Annotated in this window: 14 protein-coding genes; 3 read left to right on the plus strand and 11 right to left on the minus strand. The window is 58.8% G+C overall.

The window, feature by feature from the left end:
* Window positions 1-858: 858 nt before the first annotated feature.
* The 3 genes from CH302_RS29375 to CH302_RS29385 form a co-directional block, all read right to left on the minus strand.
* Entirely contained in the window at window positions 859-1,710 is an 852-nt protein-coding gene (locus CH302_RS29375; protein WP_037189060.1) for a class II fructose-bisphosphate aldolase, read from the minus strand.
* 76 nt (window positions 1,711-1,786) lie between these two features.
* A complete protein-coding gene (locus CH302_RS29380; RefSeq protein WP_217903138.1) occupies window positions 1,787-3,328 on the minus strand; it encodes a four-carbon acid sugar kinase family protein in 1,542 nt (513 codons plus the stop codon).
* 43 nt (window positions 3,329-3,371) lie between these two features.
* Window positions 3,372-4,049 (minus strand): aspartate/glutamate racemase family protein, encoded by a 678-nt coding sequence (locus tag CH302_RS29385; protein WP_037189154.1) that lies wholly within the window; start codon window positions 4,047-4,049, stop codon window positions 3,372-3,374.
* Window positions 4,050-4,572: 523 nt separating this feature from the next.
* On the opposite strand from CH302_RS29385, the gene CH302_RS29395 reads away from it, so the two are divergent.
* Window positions 4,573-5,817 (plus strand): MFS transporter, encoded by a 1,245-nt coding sequence (locus tag CH302_RS29395; RefSeq protein ID WP_217903139.1) that lies wholly within the window; start codon window positions 4,573-4,575, stop codon window positions 5,815-5,817.
* Window positions 5,818-5,844: 27 nt separating this feature from the next.
* Here the strand turns inward: CH302_RS29395 and CH302_RS29400 are convergent, their stop codons facing one another.
* The 3 genes from CH302_RS29400 to CH302_RS29410 are packed head-to-tail and all read right to left on the minus strand — an operon-like array spanning window position 5,845 to window position 9,576.
* Window positions 5,845-6,603, minus strand: coding sequence for an SDR family NAD(P)-dependent oxidoreductase (locus CH302_RS29400; RefSeq protein ID WP_052047445.1), 759 nt, complete (start codon window positions 6,601-6,603; stop codon window positions 5,845-5,847).
* A gap of 52 nt (window positions 6,604-6,655) precedes the next feature.
* Window positions 6,656-8,137, minus strand: coding sequence for an aldehyde dehydrogenase (locus tag CH302_RS29405; protein ID WP_037189056.1), 1,482 nt, complete (start codon window positions 8,135-8,137; stop codon window positions 6,656-6,658).
* A 53-nt stretch (window positions 8,138-8,190) separates the two neighbouring features.
* Window positions 8,191-9,576, minus strand: coding sequence for an MFS transporter (locus CH302_RS29410; protein ID WP_141216754.1), 1,386 nt, complete (start codon window positions 9,574-9,576; stop codon window positions 8,191-8,193).
* Window positions 9,577-9,817: 241 nt separating this feature from the next.
* Between CH302_RS29410 and CH302_RS29415 the strand changes: the two genes are divergently transcribed.
* Window positions 9,818-10,651, plus strand: a complete 834-nt coding sequence (locus tag CH302_RS29415) for an IclR family transcriptional regulator (protein WP_082323550.1) — start codon at window positions 9,818-9,820, stop codon at window positions 10,649-10,651.
* A gap of 33 nt (window positions 10,652-10,684) precedes the next feature.
* Here the strand turns inward: CH302_RS29415 and CH302_RS29420 are convergent, their stop codons facing one another.
* The 3 genes from CH302_RS29420 to CH302_RS29430 all read right to left on the minus strand — a co-directional run bounded on the left by CH302_RS29420 (window position 10,685) and on the right by CH302_RS29430 (window position 14,382).
* Window positions 10,685-12,031 carry an MFS transporter gene (locus tag CH302_RS29420; protein WP_037189054.1) on the minus strand — a complete coding sequence of 449 codons (1,347 nt, stop codon included), beginning with the start codon at window positions 12,029-12,031 and terminating at the stop codon, window positions 10,685-10,687.
* Between the two features lie 79 nt (window positions 12,032-12,110).
* On the minus strand, window positions 12,111-13,490 hold the full coding sequence (locus tag CH302_RS29425; protein ID WP_037189052.1) for an MmgE/PrpD family protein: 1,380 nt from the start codon (window positions 13,488-13,490) through the stop codon (window positions 12,111-12,113).
* 136 nt (window positions 13,491-13,626) lie between these two features.
* Entirely contained in the window at window positions 13,627-14,382 is a 756-nt protein-coding gene (locus CH302_RS29430) for an SDR family NAD(P)-dependent oxidoreductase (RefSeq protein ID WP_037189051.1), read from the minus strand.
* Window positions 14,383-15,747: 1,365 nt separating this feature from the next.
* Between CH302_RS29430 and CH302_RS29440 the strand changes: the two genes are divergently transcribed.
* Window positions 15,748-15,930: a hypothetical protein gene (locus tag CH302_RS29440; RefSeq protein ID WP_052047443.1), complete on the plus strand. Its 183-nt coding sequence runs from the start codon at window positions 15,748-15,750 to the stop codon at window positions 15,928-15,930.
* A 130-nt stretch (window positions 15,931-16,060) separates the two neighbouring features.
* On the opposite strand, the gene CH302_RS29445 is transcribed toward CH302_RS29440, so the two are convergent.
* Window positions 16,061-17,020 (minus strand): alpha/beta hydrolase, encoded by a 960-nt coding sequence (locus CH302_RS29445; protein WP_037189049.1) that lies wholly within the window; start codon window positions 17,018-17,020, stop codon window positions 16,061-16,063.
* Between the two features lie 898 nt (window positions 17,021-17,918).
* Window positions 17,919-18,722: an exodeoxyribonuclease III gene (locus tag CH302_RS29450; RefSeq protein WP_329955304.1), complete on the minus strand. Its 804-nt coding sequence runs from the start codon at window positions 18,720-18,722 to the stop codon at window positions 17,919-17,921.
* Window positions 18,723-18,891 lie beyond the last annotated feature (169 nt).

Genomic DNA, 18,891 nt, shown 5'->3' on the forward strand with positions numbered 1-18,891 from the left:
AAACCGATCGCCGGGTGGTCTTCGCCAACTCGTTCAGCAACACCATCCCGCCGACCGAATCCTGTTGCGAAGAGCACCATCGATCGAGAACCTGCAATCTTCCGCGATTCGTTCCTGATCGAACTCCGCAGCAGACAGATTCGCCGCACAGCGCGACCAACGACTACAACCTCTCCGCCGATACGCTCGGCAGAAACCGGCGCGATGTGGCACCTGGTCGCGTGCAATGTCATGGTCCTTCATGTTGTACGAATCACTCTGGGCTCGTTGACCATTAAGTCGTCACAGCTCGTTCATGTCCAATACCGAAAGCCGATTTGACATATAGATCAGAGCGATAATTAGCGGCGAACTACTGGTCGAGTGAGGTACCGAACGCAGCAGATGCGCTTCGCGTCCTCTATTTCGGTCGGTCACAGCCGCTGAATCGATGGATCTGTGGTGCCGACGGCCGACCGAGCACAAGGCTTGGCCGGCGATCACCCACACGCGCTTCAGCCACTTCCGAGTAAAGAAGTGCGGATTTACGTGCAGGCGTGCCGACCGGGTCCGCGCCCGACTTCTCGATCACCGGACGATTCACCCGAAGGCAACAGCTTCATTGCGAGGCTAATGCCGCACGTCCGTCTCGCACACGGTGGCATCGACATTGCTCGCTCGGCTGCATGGTGCATCCAGTCGCCATACTCGAGCGAGAACTCCTGCCGGACGTGCCATTGGAATACCGTCGAATTAGGCGTGGATGTACCCGCATGGTGCCAAGCAAGAAGGATTGCCCCGAAAGATGTTCAGCTGCTGAGCTTTCGAGTTTCGACTGCTGCTATTCGAGAGGCTGCAGCACCGACGCCACTGCAGGACTCAGCGGGTGAGGGTGCCAAGGGTCGCGACGGCGAATGCCTGGGCGGCGTGATCCCACTGCCCCAGCAAACCGAGCAGGTTCTCCCCGTCCGCACGATACGACGGCAACTCACGTTCCAGAATCTCCAGAACGCCAGTTCGCAGCTCCGTGTTGAAGTTGATTTTGCCAACGTTCATCGTTGTCGCCCTGACCAGATCGTCTGCGGGGATTCCCGACGCCCCGTGCAAGACGAGTGGTATCGAGGTGCGAGAAGCGACGTTGCGTAGAACGTCCCATCTCAACTGTGGATCGCCGCTGTATCGGCCGTGAACGTTGCCCACTGCAACGGCGAGTAGCTGAGCACCGGTCCGATCCACGAAGTCCGCGACCAACTCCGGATCAGTGAGGCGGGCATCGGACGCCTCGGTGCCGGACGCGACGTGAGCACGGTCCTCGTCGCCGGCAAGACCACCCAACTCTGCCTCCATCACGATGTTGGGGCCGATGAGCTCGCGTGCCGCTCGAACCAACGCAATGTTGTCCTCGTACGCCAGCGAAGAACCGTCTACAAGAACGGAATCGGCTCCCGCCGCCACGGCGGAGGCGATCATCTCCAAGTCTCCTGCGTGGTCCAACTGTATTGCGACAGGAACGCATGCTCCGTCTGCGAGACCTCGAAGCGCCGTTATCAGCCGGCGACCTTGCTCGGTCGCTGCCGATTTGGGGGCGACCAACAACGTCGTTCCGAAGCCGGAGGCCTCCGCAGCCGCAACAACGGCGAGCGCCGTCGTGAAGTCGTAACAGGTGAACGCCGGCACCGCCGACCCATGCGTCAGGCTTGTGGAGACCAGATCATCGAGTCGAGTACGCATCAGAGGACGCCTTCCCAAATCCCGGCAATCGAACCCGGTTTTAGACCTACCCGTAACTTCGTTCCGCGATAAGTGCTCACGCTTGCCCCTCGACTTCTTGGTGGAACTTGCTACTCAGCTTTCGAGTGACGTCGACCAGTGACAGATCGTCGCCGACGTTGCCAGGGAAGACGACGTACGGGATACCCCGGCCGGGCCCCTCGGCTGGCTCCCACAACGAGACAATGCCGGGCAGCATCGGCCCACGAACGATCGCGTGGCGGATCTCCATCCCGTGTGCAGCAACGTCGGAGGATGTAATGCCTCCTTTGGCGATGAGAAATCGAGGTGGGAAGGCTTCGAGGGTCCGCTTCACTACAGCAACCACCGCCGCCGAGACGGTACGAGCGATTTCCAGACTTGACGACGGGTCGTCGGTCTTGACGAGCGATCGGCAGGTGTGGACGATGACATCGCTGCCATGCAGGCCATCGACAACATCGGCGACGATAGCGTCGACATAAGGGTTGTCGAGCGCCTGGCGACCGGCAAGCAGTAGTTGCTCGACATCGATTTCGATGACACGAGCCGATCCATGAGCCGCTGTGAGGGCGTTGAGCTGACGTGTGGTGATAGCGACATGCGAGCCCACCACGATCAATCCGCCAGCGTCGGCGGAAGTGTTGCCCGCGTATACATCTTCCGAGACCAGTGCGGAACGAATCTCTTGGCCGATGCGTGCACGGACGAACGGCGGACCGACTCGGTAGAGCAACTTCTTTCCGCGGCGTTCGGCTTCCAGCAGTCCCAACGCCAGCGCTCGAAGGTCGTTCTCGGTGACGACGTCTGCGACGATCGGAGTCGAATTCGATGCAGGCTCGATTGCATCGGCGATAGCTTTGGCCGAGATGAGCGGGTCCTGCGCTGCCGCACCCGCTCGAATCACATTCAAATCCAGAACGATCACGGACTGTGCGGGAAGTCGACCGTCCGACTTCTCTTCGATGTACTCGGGCAACGACGAGTGTACGAAGCCGAAGCTGGCATCGTTGGCGAACTCCGTTTCCCCTACGGGAATCAGTTTTCCGGTCTCGGTGCCCGTAGCGCGCATGTAATGAACTCCACCGATGGTTATCCGCCCTGCGTCGGGAAACGCGGGTACCACCACAACGCCATCGGTGCCATCACCGGTTACTGCGGCCACGGTGGCGGCGATGACGTCGGGCTCAAGCGTAAAATGTCCACGCAGGGTCGAATCACCCCGACTGACGAACGACAGAGTCAAGTCTCCGCCGACGGTGGCCACTGCTGTCAGCGCGTTTCGTACCGCCTCCTCGTTCCGAGCAGCGGCCTCTGCCGGGCTCAGGCTGCGAGTGTTGGTCAGTACGTAGACGGCGGGCTTGGTTCCCTCGTCTCGAATGCGGTTGAAGGCCCAGTCGAAATCACTCGGTTCCCAGCTAGTGAGTACCGGTACGTCCCACACGGACTGAGTACCTGTGGGGTCATCGTCAAGAACGACCAACACGCGAGGACTATCTCCGTCGTGCGCAATGTTCTCCGACACTGTCGAGGCCGAAATAGCTACCTCGTCGGGAAAAGCTGACAACACTTCATGTTCGAGCAACACTGCGCACCCCATTGTGACGGTTAGTTCGGTTCCGAGACAGACCAACTGGAATCTGTCAGACGGCCAATTGAGAGACACGTTGAGCCAGGTAGCCAACACCCATCCGCGGACTGGACAACACCGTAACGCCGGTCCTTTCCTGCAATACCTCGGCGAGCCGGTTCATGGAAGCTTGCGCCAGGACGATCAAGTCGACCTTTTCGGCGAGGTTCGTCGCCTGCTCGATGATCAGCGCGTCATGCTTTTCGCGGTCTCCCGCCATCAGAACCGCGAAAGCGCCTTCGCACAACCGCTGCTCGATCTCCACATCGCGGCCGATCTCGACTGCCTTCTTTTCGATCAGATCGGAGGTAGGGCCCAGAGTGGTCGGCACCGTTGCCAGCACGCCGATCCGTCGACCGTCGCTGGCTGCTTGCAATGCCATTGCCTCGTCGATCTTGACCACGGGCGTCCCGACGTTCTGCGCAGCAACGTCCAAAGCCGGGCCGAGCGAAGAACACGCGGAAAAGATGATGTCGGCACCAGCGGCCTCTGCAGCCTGGGCAAGACGCGTCATTCGCACTTCACTGTTCGGCGAAATTCCCTGTTCACGAACAACTGTGGCCAAAACATCGGAGTCCACGAAATGCATCACCTCTGCACCGGGGATCAACTCGGCGATCAAGTCGTTGATCACAGGTTCGACGGAGACGAAAACGAAACTCGTGTGAAGAATTGCAATCTTTTTGGTCACGATATCCTCTTTCTTGGTGGCACCTGATTCTGACTCAGCGCGAAGTGGGCGAACAGTTCGTGGGACGACCAGCCATATCCACAGCTCGCGAGGCCAACACCGTGTCGCCCCAGCCAGCGGGCCGGCCGTGACCTCACCAGAAGCGAGATCGGACCGACGGTCGACGCGTTTGCGAAACGACAGGTCCGCGGATACGGGCGACTGCATGGGCGCAGTCCGATCGATGTTCGAGCGCGATGCCACGATTCCCTTCGCCTTGGACGTCCGGTAGGTCCACCACCATTAACAGTCATCGGCTATTCGATGTCCAATATCGGTTTGTGATCAGCCATATAGCCTGCCACTATCGACTCGTGATCTACATCACCGCGCAGGTCACGTCGGCCGGCCGCGCGTGATCGCTCAATTCCCTCGCGTACAACATGTTTGACGATCGACGTAGAGTGTAGTCGACCGCCGGGAATCAGCGCGGCCACAGCGCGCCTGACCGACGAGTATTCGACGCCCAGAGCAAGGATCGACATTGGCATCGGCATTGCAAGAACGAACCTGGACCATCCGTCTGCTGATTCTCGCTGTTTCGGCTTCCATCGCAGTGAGCATCATCTATCTCCCGCAGGCGCTAATGACCGCCATGGCAGCGTCGTTCGGTGTCTCGCCGTTGATCACCGGTGCAGTGGCAACCGCGGTGCAACTCGGTTACGCGATCGGAATATTCCTGTTCGTTCCACTTGCCGACCGAGTACATCCCCGGCGACACATCACGATTCAGTCGGCTGCACTCGGCGTGGCACTGGCATGTTGCGCCGTGATGCCCAACGTCGTTGCGCTCGCTGTCAGCTTCTTCGCGGTAGGGCTAGTAGCAAACATTGCGCAGGTCCTCATCCCGGTGGTGGGCAAATTAGCTCCAGGTGACAAACGCTCCACGGCGACCGGGACCATGGTCGGCGCTCTTCTGGTCGGGGTCTTCGGTGGCCGAATCGTCGCCGGCCTGCTGGTCGACTCGATCGGATGGCGGCTCGTCGTAGCTGGTTTCGCTGCGACGATCCTCTGCACCATCCCGGTTACCAGGCGAATTCTGAAGGTGCAGTGGGTAACTCCCGCCCCCGGCAGTAAGTACCGCACGCTTCTGGCAGACACTTTGAAGCTCACCGCGCGTAGTCCCGAACTCGTCGAATCCTCGTGCATACAATTTTTCGCGTTCGCGACGTTCAACATGTTCTGGACGGTCAGCGTGATACATCTGACGTCGGAGACCCACGGCTGGTCCGTGGCATCCGCGGGGCTCTTCGGACTGGTCGGGCTCGCTGCGGTTGTGTTCACCCCACTGTTCGGTCCAGTCATCGACCGATTCGGATCTCTTGCAGTGATCGGAGTGAGCCTACCGATCCTGTTGTGCGCGTGTGTATCTGTCGCATTCGACTCCAATCACATCGCACTGTTTGCCGTGTCGCTGTTCGTCGTGACAGCCTGCAACCAATCGCTGCAAGCGGCGAACCAGACGAGGGTGCTCTCTGCAAACGAACAGTACGAAGCGCGAGCCAACACCATGTTCATGGTCGCCGTCTTCGCGGGCGGTTCGACGGGCGCTGTCCTCGCACCTCTTGCGTACGGGCTCGGCCGCATGCCTGCCGTCGCGGTGATCGCAGCGATACTCATCGTGCTCGATATCGCAGTGTGGTCCGCGGTCCGCGCGCGTCACAAGCGACGCACCGCAGGCCCATCGAGCGATCTGGAGCTGGTCGACGAGTCGACCAGCTCCAGATAGTCCAATACGATTGACAGGCAGCTTATTTCAGTGGAAGGACCGGCCACCATCGGTCGCAAGCGCTGAGCCTGTGACGTATGACGACTCCGAGCTGGTCAAAAAGAGAATCGACCGAGCAATTTCGATCGGCTCAGCCAATCGGCCCAGCGCATAGTTCCCAACGTTGTTTCGGTGTCCGTCCGCCATCGCGGTGTCCACCATCCCAGGGCACACACTGTTGACTCGCACTGTCGGTGCAAGCTCTGCGGCGAGAACGCGGGTCAGGTTCAACACTCCGCCCTTGGAGGCGGCATATGCGGTGTATCCGGGAGCATTGGGTAGCAAACCTTGCGCTGACGCGATGTTCACAATCGTCGCGGTCTCCTCCTTCTGCAGCCAGGGGATACAACTACGCAGAACTATGTACGCACCGGTCAAATTGACCTCTAGCACGTGCCGCCAGTCACCCGCTGTGACATCGGATGCTAAGCCGCGAAACATAATTCCAGCGGCGTTGACTACACCGTCGATGCCGCCCAGCGCAGTGGCCGCCCGATCGACTGCGTCCGTGACCGCCTCCTCGTCCGTGATGTCGACTGCGTAACCGGTTCCGCCGGTGAGTTCGGCAGACTGCAGTACGCCATGTTCGTCACGATCCAGTAGCGCGAGCGAAGCACCCTCACTAGCGAAGAGCTGGGCAGTCGATTTTCCGATCCCCGACGCCGCGCCGGTCACAACGATTCTGCGCCCGAGCAGTCGTTGCCCAGGCGTCGTCAGATGAGCTTCCATGGTTTCCAAAGGCGTCATGATGCCGCGTCTCCCTCTTTCGTATTCCGATCTCAACAATCAACGAACCGACTCAGCGCATCACGAAAGCATTGGATGGTGCACCGTCGTCGGTGGAGATAACAATGCTTTTGGTATCGAGATATCCGTCCACGGCTTCGATTCCGTGTTCGCGACCCAAACCGGACTGTTTGGTACCGCCGAATGGAACCATGTAGCTGTACGTACGGTAGGTGTTCACCCACACGGTGCCGACGTCGAGGGCCTTCGACATTCGTAGCGCGCGCCCGACGTTTTCGGTCCACACGCCAGCCACGAGGCCATACGCCACGTCGTTACCGAGGGCGATCGCGTGCTTCTCGTCCTCGAATTCGATGATCGAAAGGATGGGGCCGAACACCTCCTCCTGCGCGATCCGCATGTCGTTAGTGACGTCTGTATAGATTGTCGGCTCGATGAACTGACCACCGGTTAGATCCGAGCCACTGGCCGGCTTTCCGCCGAGAAGGCAACGAGCGCCCTCGGCGTTCGCAATGTCGATGTAGTCCAGTACTTTTCGGTACTGCGGTGGCGTAGCGATGGGGCCCACATTGGTCAGTGGATCGTTCGGATCGCCGAGTCGGATGCTGCGGGCAATCTCCACCAACTTTTCAGTGAACGCGTCCTTGATGGAACTGTGGACGAGCAACCTCGACCCGGCGGAACACATCTGGCCCGAAGCACCGAAAATCCCCGAGACCACTCCTGTCGCAGCCTTGTCCAGATCCGCATCCTCGAACACGATGTTCGGTGATTTTCCGCCCAGTTCGAGCGACACGCGCTTCATCGTGCGGGCGGCGCTCTCGTATACCTGCGCCCCGGTCGTATCGGACCCGGTAAAGGTAATCTTCGCGACATTGGGATGTTCCACGAGCGCCGAGCCGACGTCCGGGCCGAGTCCTGTCACAACATTGAACACACCGGCAGGGAACCCGGCCTGCCTGGTCAGCTCGGCGAACTCCAATGTGCTGGCAGAAGCGAATTCCGACGGCTTCACGATCACTGTGCACCCGGCGGCCAGAGCCGGCGCACACTTGACCGCCGCGAACCACAGCGGCGAATTCCACGCAGTGAGAGCTGCGACAACCCCGATCGGCTCTCGGTACGTGAAAGCAACCGAATCGGACTTCTCTATGGGAATTGTAGATCCCTGAATTTTGTCAGCAAACCCGGCGTAGTAGTACCAAACCTCAGCAAGCGACGCCAACTGTCCGTTGACTTCAGCGAGAAGCTTTCCGTTGTCACGAACCTCGACGGCTGCCAAGTGAGCGGCGTTCGCGAGGACGAGATCACCCAACCGGCGCATGATCTTCCCGCGCGCCGATGCCGACATCGACGACCACGGTCCATCCGTCATCGCGCGGCGCGCTGCCGATACCGTCCGTGTGACATCGTTCTGATTACCGAGAGGGATCTGTGCCCACGCTTCACCTCGATAAGGATCGACGGTGTCGGTCCATTTCCCTCCGTCGGGGTCGACCCAATCTCCGTCGACGAACAGCTGATACTTCTTCATAGTCGGTTCCCTTCGTGCGATTTGTCATGCGAGAAATGCCCATGCGAGTTCGATCACAGCGCAGGTCGAGCTCCGGCTGCACCGTGCACTGTGGCGGCAACTCCGTCGGTCGTGTATTCGGCCAGCTCGATGTGACGGCCCTCGTCGAGATTGGACACCGCGTATACGGATCCGACAATCACTGCCAAAGTGAACACCATCACCAAGCTTGTGCCACCTACGGCGGCGAGAGCTGCTGCAACGAATGGTGCCGGGGCCGAGAAGATCAGGTTGGCGAACGTATGCGACATGGCAGCGCCTGAGAAGCGCACCTCGGTCGGAAACTGCTCCGCGAACAGTGCAGGCTGAGCGCCGCTGAGGAATTGAATGGAGCACAAGACCAAGGTCACTATCAAGCCTGTGACGAGTGCGTTCGCGCTGGCAAGGGTGAAGAAGAGCAAGATTCCGGCGAAGCAGCTTGCAAGTCCGATGTAGAAGACTTTTCTACGTCCGATGCGGTCACACACCCATCCACCGGCGATCGAGAAGAGGATCGATACGCCGTTGGCAGTCATCAGGATCACGAACGCCGTCTGCGAGGACATCCCCGTCTCACTCGGAAGGTAGCTCAGCCCGTACACCGCGATCAAGTAGAAACTAAGTGACGAACCGCCCCAGGCCAGAGTCAGCATGAACACCTTGCGGGGGTGCGTCTTCAAGACCGACAGTCCGGCACTGCGCGACTTCTCGATCTTTTGCTCGACAGTACTGTTGACGACGAACGCCGGGGTTTCCTCGAGCTTCGTTCGAATGAAGACAGCTACGACGACGATGAGGATGCTGCCGAGGAACGGCACCCGCCAACCCCACGACTCGAATTGCTCCTGGCTGAGTGTTGCACTGAGAACGACCAAGGCGAGGTTCGCGAGTACCTGACTGACCGGCGAGCCAACGATGATGAACGAGCCCAGTAGTCCTCGCCGGCTCTTGTCGCCGTGTTCCATCGTCATGAGTTGGTTTCCGATGGCTTCGCCGCCCAACGAGAATCCTTGAACGAACCTGAGACCCACGAGCACAGCGGCAATACCGAACCCCTGTCCCGTCGGCAAAAAACCTATCAGGATCGACGAGCCGCCCATGAGAATCAGCGTGGCGAACAAAACGGGCTTACGCCCATGTCGATCACCGAGATGGCCGAATACCACCGCACCTACCGGTCGTGCGACGAACCCGACGCCGAACGTCGCGAACGACGCCAGGAGCGCACCAGTGGACCCCAGACTGTGGAAGAACAGGACCGGGAACAGTGTTGCGGCGAGAGCGCCGTACACGGCAAAATCGAAATACTCCAGAGCAGACCCCAGCGTGCCACTCACGACGGCGCGAGTCTCCATCGTTCTGGGATGCGTACGCGCGGCCGGGATAGGAACCGCCGACTCCGGTTGACTACCTGTGGTCACTTCATTCTCCGAATCTCTCCATTGAGTCGCCAGGCGGTCACTGCGGTGGACCGGGGCCTGAACGTCCCGATGCGGAATAGCTGATCAGGTTTTGGTATCGATGTTGCTTCGATCACAACTCCCCTGATCCCATTAACCCCTGTCCGTAGACCCACGTCCAATACCGACATCCGAACACCCAGATAGCCACTTCCTATTGCCCGCGTATCTTCGCGATGCTTCTTGACCCGACGTTTCATATATGAAACTATTCGGAAATCACGACGACTACCGCGAAAGTTGGGCTAGGAAATTGAGCGCAGAAGCACAGGATCAGAAGTACCGAGCGCCCGCCCTGGCGAAGGGTCTCGACATTCTCGAGCTTCTCGCTTCAACCGAAGACGGTCTTGCTCAGGCCGAAATCGGTAAGCAACTGGGAAGAACGACATCTGAGATCTTCCGAGTTCTGATGGTGCTGCGCGAGCGAGACTACGTCCAGGTCGATGAAGCCGACCGATACCGACTGACGACAAAGTTGTTCGAGATGGCGCACCGCACCCCTACCATTCAGCGTCTCACTGCAATTGCAGGGAGCGAGATGCAAAAGCTTGCCAATCGTATCGGCCAGAGCATTCACCTCTGCATCCTTCATTCTGGTCAATTACTCGTCGTCGCTCAGGTCGATTGCCCCGATACCAACGTGCACACCGTTCGGCTGGGTGCGCTCATTCCGATCGATAATTCCGCATCCGGCCGGGTACTTGCCTCGCAAATGGATCCCGGCGACCTCGAAATTTTACTTACCCTTGCCGGGCCCGGTGACAATGACCAACGCACCAGGTTTCTAGCAGATCTCGCCCAGGTACGGGCAGCAGGCTATTGTCAAGGCAGATCCCTTACGATCGAAGGTATCACCAACATTTCTGCACCTGTCTTCGACTTCACCGGCAATGCCGTGGCTGCGATGACTACCCCGTTCATACACCGACTGACGGGAACCGGAAATGTAGATCCAGACCATGCTCGGTCGTTGTTGGTACAGACTTGCGAAAGCCTTTCCCGCAGAATGGGAGCTGGAGCAAGCTGGAAACACTGACCTTTAATCGGATACCGATTCAACTAAATCCGCTCACCTCCGCTGCGCCTTTTCGATCCGGTTACTGCGCGAGGAGTCTCGCTGCGGAACCTTGACGAAAAGCAATAGAACGAAGGCGAGAGATAGTGCAACCAACGGGACGCTCATTCCGACGATGATGTCGCCGGGGGTCGCGATCTTACCGATGAGGAACGGTCCGAAAAATCCGCCTGCGGAGGCGAGCGAGTTTATCACTGCAATACCGACAACGGCTTGGCGCTTGGTCAGAACCTCGCTGATCAAGGCCCAATACGTCGGAATGTTCCCGATGACGCCGCATGCAAGCAGTATCAATCCGATCATCCCCAACAGCGGCGAGTCTCGGAAGACACCCGTTGTGACAAGACCTACTATCGCAGTGGCAAAGCAGAGCAGAACAATCGGCTTTCGTCGACCGCTAATATCGGCGTACCGAACCAAGAGCAACATCACGATGGCACCGCAGACGTACGGAATAGCTCCGTAAATTCCGATGCTGGTGGGTGAATATTGCGGATTCAGCTGGGACACAACCTGCGGGAGAAAGAACGTCATGCCGTACGTGGCAACTCCGGCAAGGGCATTGATGAGTCCGAGGTAGAGAACCTTGCGATTCTTCAGTGTCTTGAGCTCGCTCGAGTGCTCCTGATCGTCGTCCGGCATTGCCGCGTACTCGTCCGCAATCGAAGTCTCCAGCCAATTTTTCTCATCGTCGTTGAGCCACTTCGCTTTGTTCGGACGGTCCGCCAACGTCAGCAAGATCCACACTCCGAGCAGTACGGGGGGCAAACCTTGCAGAATGAAGATCCAGCGCCACGAACTGAGCCCGAACCATTCGACGTGATCGAGAATTAGCCCACCGCTGAGGCTACCGACGATGAGGGCGAACGGCATTGCAAGTGCCATCACACCTATCGCGCGGCCGCGATCGTTGTTGAGGAACCAAAACGTCAAAAACAGAATCAGCCCCGGGAACAACCCCGCTTCAGCGATGCCGAGCAAAATTCGTGCGACGTACAGTTGGGTAACGGAGTGTACAAATCCGGTTGCAACAGTGACCAAGCCCCAGGTAATCGCGATCCGCGCCAGCCATACCCTCGCACCGACCCGAGCAAGGATGATATTGCTCGGAACTTCCAAGAGCACGTAAGCGAGAAAGAAAATTGCCGCAATTGCACCGTAGGTTGCCACATCGATGCCGAGCTCACTACCCATCGTGAGTTGGGCATAGCTGATCGATGAACGATCCATATAGTTGAACGCATACAGCAGAAAGACAATCGGCAGGATCGTCTTGCGTACTTTTCTGACAACGGCCTTGCCGTCGACCGGCGAACTTACCGGCTGAGGATTTGAAGTCACCGCGCTACCTCCATCTTGATTGGACCAGAATGGTTTGAACAGGAATTTAGGAAATCAATACTTCTACGACAACGACCGCTCAGCGAACGAGCTCGATGATTTCGGTCAGGTTGTTGCACTCCTCCAACCCCCAGAGCAGGGTCGTCACGCGGTCGATGTCATCCGTCGGTAATGGCCGAATAGACACACGTGCACAGTCATCGAACTTCTTGGCCAGCTCTTCTACAGTCATCGGTCGCTCCGGCGTGCCTGGAACATCGGAACCCCGGCGGGTAAAGATTTGTCCGTTACGAAGTTGCACCTCAACTTTGCCATCCGGCAATTTCAGATCCCAGTTGAGTTCGGCATCCTGTACCGGAACCACCTTGCTCGCCACCGAAAGGACTTCAGCATCTTTCAAAGTGTCAATAGAGAAGTCGGACAGAAGCATCGATCCCTTCACCAGTGCTACTGCGACTGTGAACGGTAGCGAGAACTTAGCGTCCATCATGGTTTGAGGTGCTTGTCGAGCGTGGAGTGGGAGAGCCATCCGTTCTGCGAAGTTGCCCACGTACACTCTGACCTCGGCGATGTCGGCAGCGTCGAAGGGGTTTTCGCGTACCAGCTCGATTGCGGCATGAATGTATGTGTGCGCGTTTCCGACCGCTGGCCAGTACTTGTACGTCATGCCTTCGCTCAGGTAGTCGACTCCCAGGCCCGCAAGCATTTTCGCACGGTCGAAATTGCCACCGAAGTAGACATTGAAAATTCCGGCCTCCCCCTCGAAGAGGTTCTGCATTCCATGCATACCCTTCCCTGCCAGGAGAGTTGCATTCACACAGCTTTGAGCAATGAATCCCGCGTACAGACCACGGACATCGCTACCGACACCGAATATCTGCTCCATGGTGCCGCCCGCGGTGAGGCTCGAGATGCCCAACGAGTGGGCTATTTGCTCTGCGGTCAGCCCCATCAAGGAGCCACAGGCGGCAGTGCCCGAGTACGTCCCGACGACACTCGACAGATTCCAGTCCATGTTCCATCCGACATTGCAACGGAGCCGGATGAACAACTCTTGCCCGATCGCCACCGCAGTGATGAGGTCCTTGCCGGTCACGGAGCCCTTGCGTTCGGCCAGAGCGAGGAGAGCCGGCACAAGTGAGCTGTCCGGGTGCGCACCCCACGGAGTCTGACTGTCGTAGTCGAGACCGTGTGCGAGAGTGCCGTTCGCGAAGGCCGCGGCCGCGGCGGGGACGCGGCCACCAAAGCCGAGGATGCTTGCTTCTTCCTTACCACCCGCATCGGTGACAAGCTCGACGATCGGTCTGACAGCGGGCTCCATTCCACTTGCGCCCAGAATTACTCCAATTGTGTCGAGAATGCTCTTCTTGGCGGCCTCGACCGCGCCAAGCGGCAAGTCCACATATCGGGTGTTTGCAGCGAACTCTGCAAGGTCCTGAGAGAGGTCACGATTCGTCATCGTCAGTTTTCTCCAATTAAGTGATTGGTGTTTTCGGGTTATCGGGGTGGCCGTTTCGACGGCAATGCAGATCTCGAAACAGCAGGCCGCCGATACAAAGTGTCGGTGGTGACCAAGCACCACCACTTCTGTGCCCCTAGAGGCAAGCGGTCTGTCCGCCGTCCACCGAAACGACTGAGCCCGTCATGAAGCTGGCGTCATCGCTGAGCAGAAAAACGATCGCCGCCGCAATTTCTTCGGGATAACCGATTCGACCAATTGGATGTTTTGCGTTGATCGATGCAGCCTTCACCGGGTCGTTCATCATGTAGTCGGTGAGCGGTGTTCTGGTCATTCCGGGGGCCACCGCATTGACGCGTATCCCTAACGGTCCCAACTCAGGGCACATCGATTTCGTGATTCCGGAGATCGCGAACTTAGACGCGACGTACGAGAGCCGGTTCGGCACACCGAGAATGCCTGCCCCTGAGGAGATATTCACGATCGCCCGCGGTCCCTGGGCGTCCTTCACGGCCAGCACGAAGGCCTGGCACATGTTTATTGTGCCGTCAAGATTGACAGACATGATCTTGCGATGCGCCTCAGGGTCAAGGTCGACGATTGTTCCTGCACCGGTGATTCCGGCGCAATTGACGAGCCCATTGATACCGCCGAGCTTCTGTCGCGTCGTGTCGAGAAGATTCACGGCTGCGGCGTGGTCGCAGACATCCAGCACCGCTCCGTGCACGCGGTCTGCGTTGGACACGTTGGCGATTGCCGCGTCTACCGCCTCCTGCGTCACGTCCACGACGACAACGGTCGCACCCTCGTCGATCAACCGAGCCGAGGTCGCGGCACCAATTCCGCTACCCGCGCCTGTCACAACGACAGTCCGTCCTTCAAATCGCAACATCACTCAATCTCCTACTGATCGGCAGAGGCGCTCAAGCTCACACCTGACGTTGGATGTGATGAGACGCACTTTCTTACATGAAAGAGCGTTTCATATATAGAGGATGCCGTCAAGGCCCGTGAACCCACCGGCTGGGGCGGTCGCTTCAGATCGAGAACCACGACCAGCGCCAGCAGGTCGACTGGGCAGAGGTCCCGCGCTTGCCGGCACTGGCGTTGTAGGGCAGCTCGTTTCGGCAAATCCGTCGGGGTCGACAACAATCGGCGAGTTCTCCTGGGGTTGGCATAAGCCGACTTCGGTCAGGCAACGATGACGATGCAGTTATGCGCCTGAACCACATCGAGGACCATCGGTGACGTCCGGTATTCACCCCAGCCCGGGTTACACGGCCTCGCTGACATTTCAAGCTGTCTCTCAACAACGCGAAGAATCCACAGCGACGGCCGCGAAGCCTCGGTCCGGGGTACGCATCCGGGCGAACCGGATCCGTTCTGCCCCGCCTCCCCCGGGAACACAGCGCAGCTGCGGGCGGACTCGAGCGGCGGTCGCAACGTGCCTGATACCTGCGAATATGCGTGTTGATTCACCCGGTTTCTCACGTCAGGTTCGGATGCCGCTCTGGTCACTGCGTAGCACTGGTGTGCGGCCGCGGTCGACGCCTCGGTCGAGAGGCCGATTCTTGTCGTTCGAGGAACTGGAGTTCATCGCCAACGGCGTTCGGGACGAGTGGACAATGCCCGCCATCGCGCCGCGCCTGGACCCAGCAGCGCCGATCCTGATTCGAGAATTCGAACAGCACAGCTATTCAGTGGTCCTCGCAAGGATCACCGGGCCCAGCGTGCTGCCCGTAAGTCAGTCACAACCCAAAATCTCGTAGCTGGCATCGACCAGCTGCTTCGGGAACGGGTGCAGGTGCTTCTCGAATGGAGAACTCGCCGAGCAGATCTCGGCGACATTGAGGAAGGAAGTTCCCCACTCGGCGAAGGTGCGTGCATCGCACGAAACGATCTACCGAACCCGCTATGGTCAAAGTGAAGCCGGAAGCCCAAGGAGCTGCGCAGGCAATCCCCTGACGGGCGAACCTGTGAAACTTACGCACGTGCGTACCACCGAGCGCGAATCCCGCGGATGCTCAACATCTCCGACCAGCCCGCCGATGTCGCCGATCGAAGCGTTCCCGGCCACTAGGAGGATGATCTGATCATCGAGACCAAGGGCGGGTCGACGATCTGGACGCAAGTGGTGATGTTTGTGTATTGCCCATCGCTTATTCGGCGTCGTGGGTCAATGATGCGATGAGGGCAAAGATCGCGGCACTGCCTGCGAACCTGGACCCTTCGCTTGGCAGGGATCAGGGTCGGGGAGATGGCCAGATATGCCGAGATCAAAATCGCCACGGGAGCGCAGATCCAGTTCTGCGATCCGCACTCCCCGTGGCAGAGGGGCACCCACGAGAACACCAACGGTCTGCTCCGTCAGTACGTCAAAAAGGTACCGACCTGTCAGCGCACGACCCCGAGCGATCCGACGTGGTCGCGGTCCTACTGAACCCCCGCACCCGCGCAGCCCTGGGATGGGCTACTCCGTTCGAGGAGCAGGAGAGACGAGGGCTCGTTGCGACCACCACATGAACGCGTCGCGCTTCCCGCACCAGATCGACGCGCCGGTCGTCAGTGGATTATCGGACAAAGCTTTCGCTGAAGAATTGTGAAATCTTGTCGAACGGGATGAGGTCTGTGCGATCGTAAAAGTCGATGTGTCGAGCGCCAGGGACCACGACAAGCTCCTTCGGCTCGGCAGCCTGCTCGTAGACTGTGTCACTGAAGTATCGAGAGTGAGCATGCTCGCCTGTGATCAACAGGATCGGCCGCGGCGAGATGTCCGGCAAATGAGCCAACGCGCCAAAGTTGATGTGCGAGGGACTACTTGTGACAGTGAATCCGCCGATCGACCGAGGGTGGCGACCGCGGTCGGTCACGTAGTACTCGTGGAATTCCGCCGTGACCGGATCGACGGCGTCGGGATTGAACTCGGAGGGAAAGACCGGCGTCAGCGCCGGCTCACCTGAATCTACGTCCAACCAGCGCTGCGCGGCGATGGCTTGCAGTGCTGCCCGACGCTCCTGGTCGGTTTGGGAGTCGAGCCATCCGCCTCGCGCGATGCGGTTGATGTCGTATAACGCGGAAGTTGCAACAGCTTTGATTCGAGGGTCGACCTGGGCTGCGTTCAGCGCGAAGCCCCCACTTCCGCAAATGCCGACAGCACCGATTCGGTTGCGGTCGACGTAGCCGAGCGATCCCAGATAGTCGACTCCTGCACTGAAATCCTCAGCAAAGATTTCGGCCGACGACGCGTGCCGTGATTCACCGCCGCTTTCCCCATTGAAGGAGGGATCGAATGCAAGGGCGACGAACCCGCGTCTGGCGAGTTCATTGGCGTACACACCGGGGCTCTGCTCTTTCACTCCACCATAAGGCGGTCCGATCACGATTGCCGATTGCGGAACCGACCTGTCGACGTCCTTCGGCGTGTACAGGTCGGCGGCGATGACGATCCCGTATCGGTTCTTGTACCGAACGGGAGTTCGCGTGACCTCGGTCGATGGAGAGAACGTGAGATCGCCTTCTTCTTGTGCCATGGCGACTAGAGCTCCTTCTTGATCGGGTTCCGATCAGCCAGACCCGACTGACCAGCGATAGTGAACGTGCAAGCGTGGTTTCGAGTGGGGAGGCAGGCCGGGACTACGGGGGGGTGCCCGACACACCCCGCTGATACGAAGCTCGCCGTGTTGTGGACAGGTGGACGAGGTAGAAAACAGATTTGCCGTGCAGAGCTTTCTGACGACACGGCGGGCTCGTTTAGGCTCCGAGGACGTTGACTCCGTGCTGGTGCGGGGCTACGCCGCGACGAGGTCGCAGTCTCGGCTGGGGTGAGGATCGAGTGGCATAGCCGGCTGGAAAGTGCACACATGAACCGTATGTCGGATGAAGCAGATGTCTACCGATCGATGAAGTTGACGCTAATATCCCGACAGAATTCCTCGCCGAGGCGGACCGTTATTAGGTCACGGCGTCCGCATCATTCCTGCGGACCGTTCCGGATTGCTTGACATCGATTGTCCACGTTCCAGACGCATACGAACCTACCCGCACATGATCATCGTCCAGGACCAGAATATCCCCGCCTTGCATTAGGCGAACGAGGCATGTCATCGGGTAGCAGTCTGCTGCCCCATCGCTGATCACGTGGATACAGCTGCGGTTCGGACCCGAGCCGTAACGCAGTGAGACCTGACAGTCTTCTGCGATCGTTCCTCTCGTGTTCGTGGTCATTCAGCTGCTTTCGAGATCGTGTGAGTATCGGCTGACGGTCGGAGATCGGACTTCCAAGAACGACCTCGGACCAATTTGACAGCTTTCCTAGAGCCAAGTCCAGTATCGAAAGGCAATACGACTTATAGGCAAAAAGAGTAACTTCTCCTTGACGTCGGTCTCCGTGCGGTGCTGCAGGATAGAGTCCGCTGTGCAACGGCAGCTTCACCTTGCGCCCGAAGGGGGTGGGACCATCGGACCGAGGTCTCCATCGGGAGCCACATCCAGGTCCATCAGCACTGGGGCGTGGTCGCTGGGTCGTGATCCTTTTCGGGCACCGCGATCTACCCAGGCCGCACACACGCGTTGTGCCACAGGAGCACCCGACAGGATGATGTCGTAACGCACCCCAAGATTCTTGTGAAACATTCCGGCTCGATAATCCCAATAGGTGAACACACGCTCGTCAGGCCACCGCTGACGTACCACATCGTGCAACCCCAAAGACGTCAGTCGCAGAGCGACAGCGGCTTCTTCTTCGGTAGCCGCCACGCCGACCTCGAAGGCCTCGGGTCCGTACACATCAAGCAGAGACGGCGAGACATTCAGGTTGCCTGCCAGCACCACCGTATCCGGACCAGCTGCAACCAGTTCGCACAAGGCAGCCAGCCATTCGAGCCTGTAACGATGTTTGGGAGACGCATCGCCAGGCCCGCTGGGAACGTACAGAGAATGAAAGCTCACCCCGGCACACGTAGCCATGACGGCCCTACCTTGCGAACCCGCCAATCCCGATGCAACGTCATCGAGTCCGACACGAGAGAGGAGGGCTACGCCGTTTCGCCCACCCTCCCCTGTATGCGAGTACCCGTATCCACGTTCAGACAAATCGACGTCGAGCAAATTTGCAAAATCAGTATCCGAGACCTTGGTTTCCTGCAAGCAAACTACATCGGGTCGCCGCAAATCGAGCCAATCGACGAACTGAGTTCGTCGTTGCCTGATGGAATTGACGTTCCATGTGCTCACACGAATTTCTGTTCACCTCACCAAAGTTGCATTGCCGTCTTCTCGTCGAGTTGATGGGTGAACCCTAGTGCGGCGCGCCTGAAGTAGTTGGGCGGTTTTGTTTGGTTGAATTACTCATGCGCGCCGCACCGTTGTTGATCGCCGATTCCGACCGTGCCCAGCTCGAGAA

The organism is Rhodococcus sp. 15-2388-1-1a, from assembly GCF_002259145.1.
Taxonomy (GTDB): Bacteria; Actinomycetota; Actinomycetes; order Mycobacteriales; family Mycobacteriaceae; genus Rhodococcoides.